Source organism: Streptomyces collinus (genome assembly GCF_031348265.1).
Classification (GTDB): domain Bacteria; phylum Actinomycetota; class Actinomycetes; order Streptomycetales; family Streptomycetaceae; genus Streptomyces; species Streptomyces collinus.
The window spans coordinates 1143245-1157605 of record NZ_CP133771.1 but is presented as its reverse complement, the minus strand read 5'-3'; the positions used below and the strand labels follow the sequence as shown (position 1 = coordinate 1157605).

At 73.1% G+C, this 14361-nt stretch carries 10 protein-coding genes; 9 read left to right on the top strand and 1 reads right to left on the bottom strand.

All coding sequences use genetic code 11. The annotated features are described in order from the left end of the window. The first annotated feature begins 22 nt into the window (after nucleotides 1-22). From RFN52_RS05070 to RFN52_RS05035, 8 genes are all read left to right on the top strand, one after another. Nucleotides 23-1225: a serine hydrolase domain-containing protein gene (locus RFN52_RS05070; RefSeq protein WP_184842921.1), complete on the top strand. Its 1203-nt coding sequence runs from the start codon at nucleotides 23-25 to the stop codon at nucleotides 1223-1225. Between the two features lie 141 nt (nucleotides 1226-1366). Then, the gene (locus RFN52_RS05065; RefSeq protein WP_062925484.1) at nucleotides 1367-1789 is read left to right on the top strand and encodes a YjbQ family protein; all 423 of its coding nucleotides are present in this window, start codon (nucleotides 1367-1369) and stop codon (nucleotides 1787-1789) included. 145 nt (nucleotides 1790-1934) lie between these two features. Beyond that, the gene (locus RFN52_RS05060) at nucleotides 1935-4997 is read left to right on the top strand and encodes a SpoIIE family protein phosphatase (protein ID WP_184842918.1); all 3063 of its coding nucleotides are present in this window, start codon (nucleotides 1935-1937) and stop codon (nucleotides 4995-4997) included. Nucleotides 4998-5162: 165 nt separating this feature from the next. Further along, the gene (locus tag RFN52_RS05055) at nucleotides 5163-6713 is read left to right on the top strand and encodes a sugar ABC transporter ATP-binding protein (RefSeq protein ID WP_184842915.1); all 1551 of its coding nucleotides are present in this window, start codon (nucleotides 5163-5165) and stop codon (nucleotides 6711-6713) included. Next, complete coding sequence (locus tag RFN52_RS05050) at nucleotides 6710-7765, top strand: ABC transporter permease (protein WP_184842912.1); 1056 nt, start codon at nucleotides 6710-6712, stop codon at nucleotides 7763-7765. The genes RFN52_RS05055 and RFN52_RS05050 overlap by 4 nt, the downstream gene beginning before the upstream one ends. Before the next feature lie 47 nt (nucleotides 7766-7812). After that, on the top strand, nucleotides 7813-8976 hold the full coding sequence (locus RFN52_RS05045) for a substrate-binding domain-containing protein (RefSeq protein WP_184842909.1): 1164 nt from the start codon (nucleotides 7813-7815) through the stop codon (nucleotides 8974-8976). A 166-nt stretch (nucleotides 8977-9142) separates the two neighbouring features. Continuing rightward, complete coding sequence (locus tag RFN52_RS05040; protein ID WP_184842907.1) at nucleotides 9143-10249, top strand: NAD(P)/FAD-dependent oxidoreductase; 1107 nt, start codon at nucleotides 9143-9145, stop codon at nucleotides 10247-10249. A gap of 133 nt (nucleotides 10250-10382) precedes the next feature. After that, nucleotides 10383-11786, top strand: a complete 1404-nt coding sequence (locus tag RFN52_RS05035; RefSeq protein WP_184842904.1) for a cytochrome P450 — start codon at nucleotides 10383-10385, stop codon at nucleotides 11784-11786. 263 nt (nucleotides 11787-12049) lie between these two features. Here RFN52_RS05035 and RFN52_RS05030 read toward each other — a convergent pair whose 3' ends face one another. Further along, nucleotides 12050-12655, bottom strand: a complete 606-nt coding sequence (locus RFN52_RS05030) for a response regulator transcription factor (protein ID WP_311240897.1) — start codon at nucleotides 12653-12655, stop codon at nucleotides 12050-12052. 219 nt (nucleotides 12656-12874) lie between these two features. Here RFN52_RS05030 and RFN52_RS05025 point away from each other — a divergent pair, with 219 nt between their 5' ends. After that, nucleotides 12875-14356, top strand: a complete 1482-nt coding sequence (locus RFN52_RS05025) for an MFS transporter (protein WP_184853795.1) — start codon at nucleotides 12875-12877, stop codon at nucleotides 14354-14356. The last annotated feature ends 5 nt before the right edge of the window (nucleotides 14357-14361 follow it).

The following is a 14361-nucleotide window of genomic DNA, read 5'->3' as shown; positions in this document are numbered from 1 at the left end:
CCGTCCGGAAGAGGCGCCCCCCATGAGACGTACTCCCTCCCGCCGTCTGCTCGCCGCGGCACTGCTCGTGGCGTCCGTGTCGGCCCCGATGGTGACGATGCCCGCCACCGCCGCCCCGGCCCCCGCCACCGCCCGGCACGACCACGACGACATCCCGCGGCGCGGTCTCGGGCCCGCCCTCACCGAACGGCTCGACCGGGCCGTCGCGGAAGTCCGCGAGCGGGCCGGTATCCCCGGTGTCGTCGTCGGGCTGTGGATGCCCGGCAGGGGCAGCTACGTCCGCGCCACCGGCGTGGCCGACATCGTCACCCGCATGCCGATGGCCGCCGACTCCTCCGTCCGGATCGGCAGCGAGACCAAGACCTTCACGGTCACCGCGCTGCTCCAGCTCGTGGACGACGGCCGGATCGGGCTGGACGACCCGATCGCGAAGTACGTCAGGGGCGTGCCGAACGGCCACCGGATCACGCTGCGCCAGCTCGCCGGGATGCGCAGCGGCCTGTTCCCGTACACCGCCGACGCCGCCTTCGTCCACGACCTGCTGAGCGACCCGGGGCGCTACTTCGACCCCCGCGAGGTGCTCACCTACGGCTTCCGGCACGCGAACACCTTCGGGCCGGGCGCGGACTTCCAGTACTCCAACTCCAACCTCGTCCTGCTCGGCCTGGTGATCGAGAAGGTCACCGGCTGCCAGCTCGCCGACGTCATCCACGAGCGGGTGCTCCGCCCGGCCGGCCTGCGCCACACCCTGTTCCCGCAGCACGACGAGTTCCCCGAGCCGCACCCGCGCGGCTACACCGACCAGACGCTCAGCGGCGAGGTCGAGGACGTCACCCCCTGGAACCCCAGCTGGGCCTGGGCGGCCGGGGCGATGATCTCCGACCTGCACGACCTGCGCCGCTGGGCGAAGGTCGTCGCCACCGGCGAACTGCTCAGCCCCGAGACCCAGGCGCAGCGGCTGCGGACGCTGCCCACCGGCTACCCCGGGACCGACTACGGCCTCGGCATCTTCGAGACCAACGGCTGGATCGGGCACAACGGTTCGATCCCGGGCTACGAGACCGTGACCGTCTACCTGCCCTCCCAGCACGCCTCCCTGGTCATCATGATCAACACTGACGTCGTGGTCGAGGGCCAGGAACCGTCGACGCTGCTCGCCCGGGCGATCACCGCGGTCGCGACCCCGGACAACGTCTACGACGGCTCGGTGGTCACCAGGCCGTGAAGCGCGGGTCCCCCGCCCCGGCGGGGGCCCTCACGGCCGCGGCGGGCAAACGGGCAACGGTGTCCCGGCGATGGGGCGCCCCTATCGCCGACCGGCCCGGCGGGGCCCGGGGAATTGCTGCGTGTGCGTCAGGATGGGGGCATGTCAGATGTCTTCACCACCCGAGTCCTGAACCTCAGCACCGGCGCCGCGGAGCGGGTCCTCGACATCACCGGCGACTGCGAGTCCTTCCTGCGCGAGGCGGCGGCCGGCCGCGACGGCCTCCTCAACGTCTTCGTCCCGCACGCGACGGCCGGTATCGCCGTCCTGGAGACCGGTGCCGGCAGCGACGACGACCTCCTGGCCGCGCTGCACACGCTGCTGCCCGCCGACGACCGCTGGCAGCACCGGCACGGCAGTCCCGGCCACGGCCGCGACCACGTTCTGCCCGCCCTGGTCCCGCCGCACGCGACCCTGCCGGTGCTGGGCGGCCGGCTGGAGCTCGGCACCTGGCAGTCGGTGTGCCTGGTGGACACCAACAAGGACAACCCGGAACGGAAGGTACGCCTGAGTTTCCTGGGGTGAGCGCGGTCCCACGGCCCCGGCCCGGCGGTCGTGGGACCCGCATGGCCCTGGCGTGCCGTGACGACCGCCCGTAATGCCCGTATCCTCATCAATGCCAGATTCTCTTCCGAGCAGCGGATTGTCGCGGGCGCAAGTGAGGCGAAGCGTGGTTCGGTCCGGCGAGGAACCCAGGCCGGCGGGGCGTGCGACGGACGGCACGGGACCTGCCAGCCTCCGCGAGCTGTTCCTCCAGGGTGAGCCGGTCGAGACGGGTGTGCGGACGTCCATCCTGGACTCGTGGCAGCGCTGCCGGTCCCTGGGCCTGTCGCCGGACGCGCTCGACCTGCCCTACCGGGAGGACTTCGACCCGGGCGGCCGTATCGTCCGGGCGGCCGTGCCCGTCCTCGACCGGCTGCAGGCCACGTTCGCCGGCAGCCAGGTCAACATCTCGGTCGCCGACGCGAACGGGACGGTGCTGCTGCGCCGCTTCGGGGATCCGTCGATGACCAGGAGCCTCCCCGACATCCAGGTCGTCCCGGGGTTCGTGTTCGCCGAGCAGGTGGCCGGCACCAACGGCATCGGGCTGGCCCTGGCGGAGCGGCAGCTCATCCGCGTCTACGGTGCCGAGCACTTCGCGGAGCGCGCCCAGCAGAACGCCTGCGTCGCGCTGCCCGTCCGTGACCCGCTCAGCGGACGCATCGAGGGTGTCCTGTGCCTCGGCTATCCGCGCGGCTTCGAGAGGCCCGCACTGGGCGTCGCGATCCGCAGGGCGGCCGAGGGCATCGAACGGCGCCTGCTGGGGCAGAGCTCCGCGCGTGAGCGCGCCCTGCTGCGGACGTACCTGGCCGCCGGGGCCGGGACCGCCGGTCTTCACCGCGGTGTGGCACTGGACGCGGTGGCGAACGAGTTCCCTCTCCGCGATCAGGCGATCCTGCGGGAGAAGGCGGCCGAGCTGATCTCCGGTGCGCAGCGGGGAGCCGTCGAGGTGACCCTGCCCGACGGGCGGCGTGTGACGCTCGTGAGCCGTCCGGTGACCAGCGGCTCCGGTGTGCAGGGCATCGCCATCGAGGCCGTGCTGCCCGGCCCTGCGGCGGGCGAGCCGCTCGTCATACCGCACCAGGCGGACGACCTGGCCGCCCTCACCGCCCCCGCCGTCCCGCTCTCCGCGGCCCGCCCGGCGATCACCCTGCCGTCCGGGCACCTCGCCGCACCCTCCGGGCCGCTCGTCACGACCGACGGAGACGGCGGAACGACGAGGCCCGGCGGGACGGCCGGCCCCGTCACGTCCGCCGAGCCCGCGACGCCCGCCGAGCCCTCGAAGTCCGCCGAGCCCGACTCGGCGCGCACCCCTGCCGGACCTGCCGTGGCGGCCGGCGAACGGACCACCACCCAGCCGACGACGACGGACAGCGACCGGAGCCCCTCCGGGCCCGCCCCCGCCGGCAGCGACCGGAGCCCCTCCGGGCCGGCCGCGGCCGACAGGGGCGGACGGGTTTCCGCCGGGGAGCACTCCGAGGCGGCGTTCCCGGCCCGGGGACTGGTGATGCTGGGGGAGCCGCAGGTCGGGGCCTACGCCCTGGCCGCGCGCCGCCGTCTGGAGCTGCTGTCCGAGGCCAGCACCCGCATCGGCACCACCCTGGACGTGCGCCGCACGGCCGAGGAGCTGGCCGAGACCGCGGCCCCCGGACTGGCCGACTTCGTCACCATCGACCTGCCCGACGCCGTGCTGCGCGGCGAGGAGTCCGCCGACCCCATCGCCGACCTGCGCCGCACGGTCGTCCACGGCATCCGTGGGGGTCTGCCCTTCACGCCCCCCGGCAAGCGCGTCGACTTCGGCCCGACCACGCCCCAGCTGCGCTGCCTCAGCAGCAGCGAGGCCGTGCTGGAGCCGGATCTCAACGCCGCCGCGGGCTGGCTCGCCCAGGACCCCGAGCACACCGAACGCCTGCTGGCCCACGTCCACTCCCTCATCGCGGTACCGCTGCTCGCCCGCGGTGTCGTCCTGGGCGTCGCCTCCTTCTACCGCGCGGGCAGCTCCTTCGGGGACGACGACCGCTCCCTGGCCCAGGAGCTAGCCTCCCGCGCCGCCCTGTCCATCGACAACGCCCGGCGCTACACCCATGAGCGCACCATGGTCCTGGCCCTCCAGCGCCGGCTCCTCCCGCACGGCCTGCCCGACCAGGACGCCGTCGAGGTAGCACATCGCTACCTGCCCGCCGAGTCCGACGTGGGCGGCGACTGGTACGACGTCATCCCGCTGTCCGGTGCCCGCGTCGGCCTCCTCGTCGGCGACGTCGTCGGCCACGGCATGCTCTCCGCGGCCACCATGGGCCGGCTGCGCACCGCCGCCCGCAGTTTCGCCGAGCTCGACTTCCCGCCCGACGAGGTCCTCACCCACCTGGACAACCTGGTGGGCCGTCTGGACCGGGAGGACCCCGACGGCAAGGGCGCCGGCGTCATCGGTGCGACCTGCCTCTACGCCGTCTACGACCCGACCGCGCAGCGGTGCCTGATGGCCCGCGCCGGACACCCGCCACCCGCCGTCGTCCGTCCCGACGGCACCGTGACCTACCCCGACCTGCCCGCCGGACCCCCGCTCGGCCTCGGCGGCCTGCCCTTCGACGCCGTCGAGGTCGGCCTGCCCGAGGGCAGCCAGCTGGTCCTGTACACCGACGGGCTCATCGAGGACCGGAACCGCGACGTCGACGCGGTCCTGGAGCAGTTGCGCGAGGCCCTGGCCCATCCCGAGCGCGCCCCCGAGGAGACCTGCCAGGCAATCCTGGACACCGTGGCGCCCACGCACCCGCACGACGACATCGCCCTGCTCGTCGCCCGCGTCCACGCCATGGACCCCGGCCGGATCGCCAACTGGGAGCTGTCCGCCGACCCGGCCCGCGTCGGCGAGGTCCGGGCGTCCGCCATGCGGTGGCTGTCCGACCGGGGACTCGACGAGACCGGGTTCGCCGCGGAGCTGATCCTCAGCGAGCTGATCACCAACGCCATCCGGCACGGAGCCGCGCCGATCCGGGTGCGGCTGCTCTACGGCAGGACGCTGATCTGCGAGGTCTCCGACGCCAGCAACACCGCACCGCATCTGCGCCGGGCGGCCAGTACGGACGAGGGCGGACGCGGTCTGTTCCTCGTCGCCCAGCTCTCGCAGAGCTGGGGCACCCGCTACCTGCCCGAGGGCAAGGTCATCTGGGCCGAATGCGATCTCGACGCGGCATGAGGCTGCGTGAGGCGGCGTGACGTGGGGTGAGGCGGCGTGAGGCGGCGCGACGTGTCCACCGGCCCGGTCCGGCTGCCCGCCGCTCCCGCGCCGGCCGCCCGGAGGGCGCGTCTCATTGGCGTCGCAGCGAGCCGAAAAATGCCCGAAATGCTGTAATTTGATCGAGTGCGCGACGCTCCCGACACGCCCCCGGAGGCGGCTTCACCCCCCGGGCCGGAACCCCTGGTCCGGATCCGCGGACTCAGCAAGCGGTTCGGCGGAACCGTCGCGCTGGCCGGGGCCGACCTCGACGTCCGCCCCGGCAGTGTCCTCGCCCTACTCGGGCCCAACGGCGCAGGGAAGTCCACGCTCATCAAGATCCTCGCCGGAGTCCATCCCGCCGACGCGGGGCGGATCACCGTCGCCGGGGAACCCCTCGGCAGCCCCACCGCCACCCGGACCATGTCGTTCATCCACCAGGACCTCGGTCTCGTGGAGTGGATGACCGTCGCCGAGAACATCGCCCTGACCATCGGGTACGGGCGCCGGACCGGGCTGATCTCCTGGCGGCGCACCCGTGCGCGCTGTGTCGAGGCCCTGGGGATCGTCGCCGCCCACCTCGACCCGGACACGCCGGTTTCCGGCCTCGCACCGGCCGACCGCTCGCTGGTCGCCATCGCCCGCGCCCTCGCGGCACGCGCGCGGCTCATCGTCCTGGACGAGCCGACCGCCCGCCTGCCCGCCGCGGACTGCGCCCGGCTCTTCCGCGTCCTGCACGACCTGCGCGACCGCGGGCACGCCGTCCTCTACGTCAGCCACCGCCTGGACGAGGTGTACCGGGTCGCCGACCTCTTCGCCGTCCTGCGGGACGGCCGGGTCGTCAGCCACGGACGGCTCGCCGGCCACAGCCCGGCGCGTCTGGTCCGCGACATCGTCGGCGAGGCGGACGAGCCGCCCGTCCACCGCCCCGCCAGGACCCCGGCCGGCGCAGCGCCCGTCCTGACCCTCGACGGTGTGCGCACCGCCCGGGCCGGACCCGTCCGTTTCGAGCTCGCGGCCGGGGAGGTCCTCGGCCTGGTCGGCCTCTCCGGCGCCGGGCACATGGACCTCGGCCGCGCCCTCGCCGGCGCCCGGCCCCTCCTGGACGGGCGGGTCCTCCTGCACGGGCGGCCGTACCGGCCCCGCACGGTCGCGGAGGCCGTCGCCCTCGGGGTCGGCCTGGTGCCGGGCGACCGGCTGCGGGAGGGCTGCCTCGCCGAGCTGACCGTACGGGAGAACCTCCTGGCGAACCCCCGCGCGGGCGGCGCGGCGGCTGCACGCTGGATCGGCCCCCGCGGTGAACGGGCCCGGGCCGCCGCCCTGATGGACCGCTTCTCGGTGCGGCCCCGCGACAGCGAGACCCCCATCGCCACGCTGTCCGGCGGGAACCAGCAGAAGGTCATGATCGGCCGCTGGCTGCGGACGGACCTGCGGCTGCTGATCCTGGAGGAGCCGACCGCGAGCGTCGACGTCGGCGCCAAGGCCGCCGTCCACCGCCTCCTGAACGAGGCGCTGGAGGCGGGCCTCGCGGTACTGCTGCTGTCCACCGACTTCGAGGAGGTGGCGAGCGTGTGCCGGCGCACGCTGGTCTTCGTGCGCGGAACGGTGACGGCCGAACTCAGCGGCCCCGCCCTCACCGTCGCCGGACTGACCCGGGCGGCCTCGGCCATGCCCCCGTCCACAGCCGGTCACCCGTGACGCCGCGCCGGCCGCGCCACCGCCCCGGCGGCCACCACGTCGGCGCCTACGGCCTGCTCGCCCTCACCGCCCTGCTCTACCTGGTCTTCTCCCTCGCCCTGCCGGACACCTTCCCCACGCTGGACACCGTCGACTCGATCCTGTCCACCCAGTCGATCCCGGCCGTCCTCGCGCTCGCCGCCATGGTGCCCGTCGTCACCGGCGCGTTCGACCTCTCCATCGGCTACGGCCTCGGCCTGGCCCATGTGATGGTGCTCCAGCTCGTCGTCAACGCGGGGTGGCCCTGGCCGCTCGCCTGCCTGGCCGTGCTCTCCGGAGGGCTGGTGGTGGGCGTCCTCAACGGCGTCATCGTCGAGTTCGGCCGGATCGACTCCTTCATCGCCACCCTCGGCACCGGCAGCATGATGTACGCCGTGACCGGCTGGATCACCGACGGCGGCCGGATCGTCCCGGGCCCTCAGGGCCTGCCGCCCGCGTTCACCGACCTGTACGACTCCTCGTTCCTCGGCCTGCCGGTCCCCGCCTTCTACGTGCTCGCCCTCGCGGCCGTCCTCTGGCTGGTGCTGGAACGGCTGCCGCTGGGCCGGTACCTGTACGTCGTCGGGTCGAACCCACGCGCGGCCGACCTCGTGGGCATCCCGACCCGCAGGTACACCGTCTACGCGTTCGCCGCCTCGGGCCTGATCGTCGGTTTCGCCGGCGTGCTGCTCGCCGCCCAGCAGCAGATCGGCAACCCGAGCGTCGGCCTCGACTACCTGCTGCCCGCCTTCGTCGGCGCCCTCCTCGGCTCCACGGCGATCAAGCCCGGGCGGCCCAACGCCCTCGGCACGGTCGTCGCCGTCGCCGTGCTCGCCGTCGGCCTCACCGGCATCGCCCAGCTGGGCGCCGAGTTCTGGACGGTCCCGCTGTTCAACGGCGGGACCCTGCTCATCGCCGTGGGCCTGGCCGGATACGCCGCCCGCCGCCGGCTGCGCGGCGGCGCGGCCCGCGACGCGCCCGCCGCGCAGCCGCCGTCCTCCCCGGCGGGGGCGGACGGCACGGCCCCGCCCTGACCCCTCTCGGCACGCCCCGCCGCGTCGATCCCCTCACTGGAGTCCCCGTGCACCGAACCCGCAAGGCCGCCCCCGCAGTCCGCACCGCGCGGCTCGCCTCCTGCGCCCTGCTGGCCACGGCCGCCGCCCTCACCGGCTGCGAACGCGGTTCATCCGACGGCGCTGACGAGACCGCAACGGGCCCGAGCGGCTGCCCCACCGTCCAGGCCCGGGCCCGGGAGGCCGTCACCCGGGCCGAGCGGGCCGACATCCCCTGGGGAGGACCCACCAGCGGCCCCGAGGCGGTGTCCGGCAAGAGCATCGTCTACGTCGCCCAGACCATGACCAATCCCGGTGTCGCGGGCGCCGCGAACGGGGTACGGGAGGCCGCGCGGGCCATCGGCTGGAACGTCCGGGTGATCGACGGCGGCGGCACCCCGGCCGGCATCCAGGCCGCCATGAGCGAAGCCGTCTCCCTGCGGCCCTCGGGCATCGTCATCGGCGGGTTCGACCCCGACTCGACGGCCCAGCAGGCCGCCCGGGCCAACGCGCAGCGCATCCCGCTCATTGGCTGGCACGCCGTCCCCGACCCCGGCCCCAGCCGGCAGCCCGACCTCTTCACCAACGTCACCACCCGCGTCGAGGACGTGGCCCGCATCAGCGCGCAGTGGATCATCTCCGACTCCGACGGCCGCGCCGGGGTCGTGCTCATCACCGACGCGTCGATCCCCTTCGCCCGCAACAAGTCCGACCTGATCCGCAAGGAGCTGACGAGCTGCCAGGGGGTGCGGCTGCTCTCGGTGGAGAACATCCCGATCCCCGACGCCAGCACCCGCACCCCCCGGGAGATCTCCTCCCTGCTCTCCCGCTTCCAGGACCGCTGGACCCACTCCGTGGCCATCAACGACCTGTACTTCGCCGATGCGGCCCCCGCCTTCCGCGCCGCCGGCGAAGAGGGCTCCGGACCGCCGTTCAACATCGGGGCCGGAGACGGCGACCCGTCCGCCTTCCAGCGCGTCAACAGCAGGCAGTACCAGGCCGCCACCGTGCCCGAGCCGCTGTCCCTGCAGGGCTGGCAGATCGTCGACGAGTTCAACCGCGCCTTCGCCGGCCGTCCCGACAGCGGATACGTGGCCCCCGTGCACATCGCCACGGCAGGCAACAGCGAGGGCGCCACCAGCTGGGACCCGTCGGGCTACCGCGAGGCCTACCGGACGATCTGGGGGAGATGACGGCCGGTCAGGCGCCGATCCCTTCACGGAACATGCACGGAACCTCAGGATCTCTTTAACTTTCAAGGGCTACTCTCGCGTCAGTCGAGTGGCCGCCGGGGGTCGACCCGAGCGGGGCCCGTCCGCGGCGGCCCTCGCTACCCCCACCAGCACAGGAGACCCTGTTGTGTACGACGGCGACGTAGTGGTGATCGGCGGTGGCTACGCCGGTGTCCGGCTGGCCAGACGGCTGGACGACACGGCCCGGGTCACGCTGGTGGACCGTAAGGAGGTCTTCTTCCACCGCATCGCCTCCCTGCGCGCGGGAGTGCGCCCCGAGTGGACCCACACGCCCTTCATCCCCTACGACCGGCTGCTGCGCCACGGCCGGGTGGCCACCGGCAAGGCCGTCCGCATCGACACCGCCGAGCGGCAGGTCGTCCTCGCCACCGGCGAGCGGCTGCCGTACGACGTGGTCGTGATCGCCTCCGGCGCCGACTACCCCGACCCGGCCCGCTTCACCGGCACCACGACCGAGGAAGCGGCCAAGTCCTTCGCCGAGCACCAGCGCAACGTCGCCACGGCCGAGCACGTCCTGGTCGTCGGCGGCGGCCCCGGCGGTGTCGAACTCAGCGCCGAGATCCGTCTCGCCCGCCCGGACGCCCGGGTCACCCTCGCCCACTCCGGGCCCGCCCTGCTGGACTCGACGGGCAGTGCCCGTCCGGGGCGCAAAGCCCTGGCCTGGCTGGAGTCCCACGACGTGGAGGTGCGGCTCGACTCCTTCATGTCGCCCGGCAACGACTTCGGCACCTACCGCGACGCCCGAGGCACGGTCATCGAGGCCGACCTGTCCTTCTGGGCGACCGGCACCACCCCCAACACGCTCTGGCTGCGCCTGGCCGGACACGGTGACTGGCTCAACGGAGCCGGGCATGTGAAGGTCGACCGGACGCTCCGGGTCGAGGGCAGGCTGGACGTGTTCGCCGTCGGCGACGTGAACGACGTCAGTGAACTCAAGATCACCCCCGCCGCCCTCGCCCAGGCGGACATCGCCGCCCACAACATCCGCGGCTACCTGCAGAGTTCCGGCAAGCACCGCAAGGAGCCGCGCCTGTACCGCCCGGTCCAACGCACCCCGCTGATCGTGCCCTTCGGCCCCGCCGACGGACTGACCGTACTGCCCGTGCCGGGGGGAGAGTCCGCCGTCCTCGGCAGTCGCACCACCACCCTGACCAAGGCGAAGAGCCTCATGACGCCCTACATGCGCCGTCAACTCGGTTACACGGCCGCCTGACCCGCGGACCGGGCCTCCACACCACCCCACCCCCGTCGTTACCCGCGAGTTCGGCCTGGGGTAGGGTCCCCACCGTTTCCGGCTACCGGCTGATGGTGGGCCGGTACAGGGCGTGTCGGAGGGTGGCAAGACGATGGAATCCCAGCGGGGTGACGGCGGATCCGTGGACCTGGACGGCACGAGCCTGGAGACGCTCGCTCCCGAACCGCTGCTGACCAGGGACTACGAGGTGCGCCCCGCGCTCGTGTACGAGCGGCTGCGGCAGCAGCACGGCCCGGTCGCGCCGGTCGACCTGCTGGGGGTGCCGGCCTGGCTCGTCCTCGGCTACCGCGAGTCCCTCCAGGTGCTCCAGGACGACGAAGGCTGGCCCAAGGGCCTGGAGAACTGGCGGGCCCGCACCGAGGGCAGGGTGCCGCCCGACTGGCCGCTCGGGCCGTCCCTGGAGGTCAACCACATCCTGATCCAGGGCGGCCCCGGCTACCGGCCGCTGCGCACCGCGTGGGACGTCGCCCTCAAGCCCTTCCAGGACCCCCGCCACCCGCAGGCCAAGCGTCTGAAGGCCGCCGTCACCGCCTACGCCGACGAACTGATCACCCTCGTCGGGCAGGGCGGCGCGACCGGCGTGGCGGACCTGTCCGCGCAGTTCTCCAGGCCGCTGCCGCTGATGGTGGCCAGCCATCTGCTGGGCTTCCCCGGCTCGCAGGGCGACGACGCGCTGATGGACATGTGGCGGGTGCTCGACGCCGGCCCGGACGCCGAGGCCGCACTGGAACGCCTGCTGGCGACGCTGGCCGAACTGGCCGCGCTGAAGCTGGAGAAGCCGGGTGACGACTTCCCCTCGTACCTGCTGGCCGCCCACCCGGACCTGTCGCTCGACCAGCTCGCCCGCGAGCTGTTCATGCTGCTGGGCATGACCTCCGACCACGTCGGCATCCTCATCTCCAACACCGTCGTGGAAGTCATCTCGGGCGAGGGCAGCGTGCGCGCCAGCCTGTCCGCCGGCATGGTCAGGGAGAGCATGAACCGGGTGGTCATGCGCAAGCCGCCCCTGGTCAACTTCGTCCCGCGCTTCGCCGCCCGGGACACCCCGCTCGGCAACTACACCATCCGGGCCGGCGATCCCGTATGGGTCTCCCCGGGCGCCGCGCACGCCGACCCGCTCTTCGCCGACCACGTCGCCTCGGGCACGACCATCAGCACCCGGGCCCACCTGTCCTGGGGAGCCGGACCGCGCCAGTGCCCGGCGCGGGAGCTCGCCTCGGCCGTCGCGGCGGCCGGTGTGGGGCGCCTGTTCGAGCGGTTCGACTACCTCGACCTCGCGCTGCCCGCCGACCAACTGCCGTGGCGCTCATCGCCGTTCATGCGGGGCCTGCGTTCCCTGCCGGTGCGGTACGAACTCGCCTCCGTGCCGCCCCCGCGGCCGTGGGCGGACACCCCCGCCCCTGGCGTGGCCGAGGAGGTCCTGCCGGACCCGGCCGCGCGGCAGCGCTCCTCGCTGTGGCGCTATCTGACGGGCCTCATCCGCGGCGGCCGCTGACCTGGAAGGACCGAGTCGAACGCCCATCCCGCACCAGCGTTCGTCACGGTCCCGGGATGACGCTTTCACGCCGCGCACGTGACAAAAGGTGCTGGTCCACGGGGTGCTCGCTCTGCGATGCTGGTGAAAGATCCCGGGACAGGGCGCGAGGGCCCACGGGGGCCGGGCAGGTACACCTCGATGACCTGCCCGGCCGTTCTGCTGTCAGGGCGTGGGGCGGGGGCGGGACGGCGCGGAACAGGGCGCGAACCGGCGTGCGGGGCTCACACCCAGCCCGACTCCGTGGCGATCCGGACCGCGTCGATCCGGCTCCGGCCGCCCGTCTTCCGGGTGATCGCCGACAGATGGTTGCGGACCGTGGCGGCGGACAGACACAGCCGCTCGGCGATCTCCCGCGTGGGCGTACCGTCGGCCGTCAGCCGCAGCACCTCCACCTCCCGCGGGGTCAGCGGGTTGGCTCCCGCGTCCAGCGCGGCCAGCGCGAACTCGGGGTCGACGAACCGCTTCCCCCGCACCAGCTTGCGGACACCGTGCACCAGCCGGTCCGGCGGGGCGTCGGTGCTGATGACACCGGCGGCGTGCAGATCCAGGAGGCGACGCAGCCGCTCGGGTGTCGTCGAGGCCATCATCAGCAGCATCCGGCACTCCGGGAGCCGCGCTTGCAGCTCACCCCCGACGGCGATCTCCTCGCCCACCCTGGAGTCCACGCCGATCACCGCCACGTCCGGCCGGCACGCCACGGCGCGCTCGACCACGTCGCCGTCGCCGTCGGCCTCCGCGACGACCTCGATGTCGTCCTCCCGCGCCAGCAGGGCGGCGAACGCTCCCCGCACGAGACGGGTGTGCTCGACGAGAAGAACGCGGATCACTGTCGCTCCCTCTCCGCCGTACGTGGCCCGCCGGGCCACCTTGAACGGATTATCTCCGCACACCGTGGGATTTTCAGGTCGGGCCACGGCACGTCTGATCGAGTGGTGAGGCCTGGGAGCCGGGCGTACCGTCGAACGGTGGACACCGCAGGCAGCAGCCCGCAGCCGGCTTCACCACAGGCGACCACCACCAGGGAATCCGGTGGTGGCGGAAGCGCGATGGCACTGCTGGTCATCGCCTCCTGCCAGTTGATGGTGGTCCTCGACATCACCATCGTGAACATCGCGCTGCCGCACATCCAGAGCGACCTGGAGTTCTCCACCACGAGCCTGTCCTGGGTGGTGAACGCCTACACCCTCACCTTCGGCGGCCTGCTGCTGCTCGGTGGCCGGGCCGGAGACATCCTGGGGCGGCGTCGCGTCTTCGTTTTCGGCGTGCTGCTCTTCGTGTTCGCCTCGCTGCTCGGCGGATTCGCGCAGAACGCCGGCCAACTCCTCGGCGCCCGCGCCTTGCAGGGCGTCGGCGGCGCCATCGCCTCCCCGACCTCCCTCGCCCTGATCAGCACCACCTTCCGCGAGGGGCCGGAACGCAACCGCGCCTTCGGCGTCTTCGCCGCGGTCTCGGCCGGCGGCGGCGCGATCGGCCTGCTCGCCGGCGGCATGCTGGTGGAGTGGCTGAACTGGCGCTGGGTGTTGTTCGTCAACGTGCCCATCGGCCTGCTCATCGTGCTCGCCACCCCGCGCTACATCAGGGAGTCCGAACGCCACCCCGGGCGCTTCGACGTCACCGGCGCGCTCACCTCCACCGCGGGCATGGTGCTGCTCGTCTACGGCTTCATCAGAGCCGCGCAGGACGGCTGGCGGGACCCGCTCACCCTGGCCTCGTTCGCCGGAGCGGTCATCGTCCTGGCGGCCTTCATCCTGATCGAGCGTCGTTCGAAACAGCCCATCACGCCGCTGCACATGTTCGCCGACCGTAACCGCGCGGGCACCTACGGCATCATGCTGTGCCTGGCCGCCGCCATCTTCGGCATGTTCTTCTTCCTCACGCTCTTCGTACAGAACGTGCTCGGGTTCAGCCCGCTCGCGGCGGGCCTCGCCTTCCTGCCGGTCAGCGCGGTCATCGCCGTCGGCGCCGGACTGGCCTCACGGTTCCTGCCCGTGTACGGGCCCAAGCCGTTCATGGTGGTGGGCGCGATCCTGGCGGCGGCGGGCCTGGCCTGGCTGACCCTCACCGATGTGCACTCCACCTACGCGGGCAGTGTCCTCGGGCCGATGCTCGTCTTCAGTCTGGGCATGGGCATGGAGTTCGTGTCGCTGACCCTCATGGCGCTGTCCAACGTGCCCACGCCGGAGACCGGCGCGGCCTCCGGCCTCCTCAACGCCACCCAGCAGGTCGGCGGCTCCCTGGGCCTGTCCATCCTGGTCACGATGTACGGCACGGCCAGCACCAACGAGGCGGACAAGCAGATCCCGGACTTCCTCCAGCAGGCGACCCCGGCCGAGCGCATCCGGTTCGAACGCACCGGGCAACTGCCCAAACCCTGGTCCGACGAGATCCTCACCGCCGGTGTCTCGGCCGCGTTCATCATGGCGGCGATCTTCACCGCCGTGGCCGCGCTGATCGCCCTGCTCGTCATCCAGGTCCGGCCCTCGGACCTCGAACGTCTCAAGGGCGGAGCGGGCCCCGGCCCGATGTGAGGCCC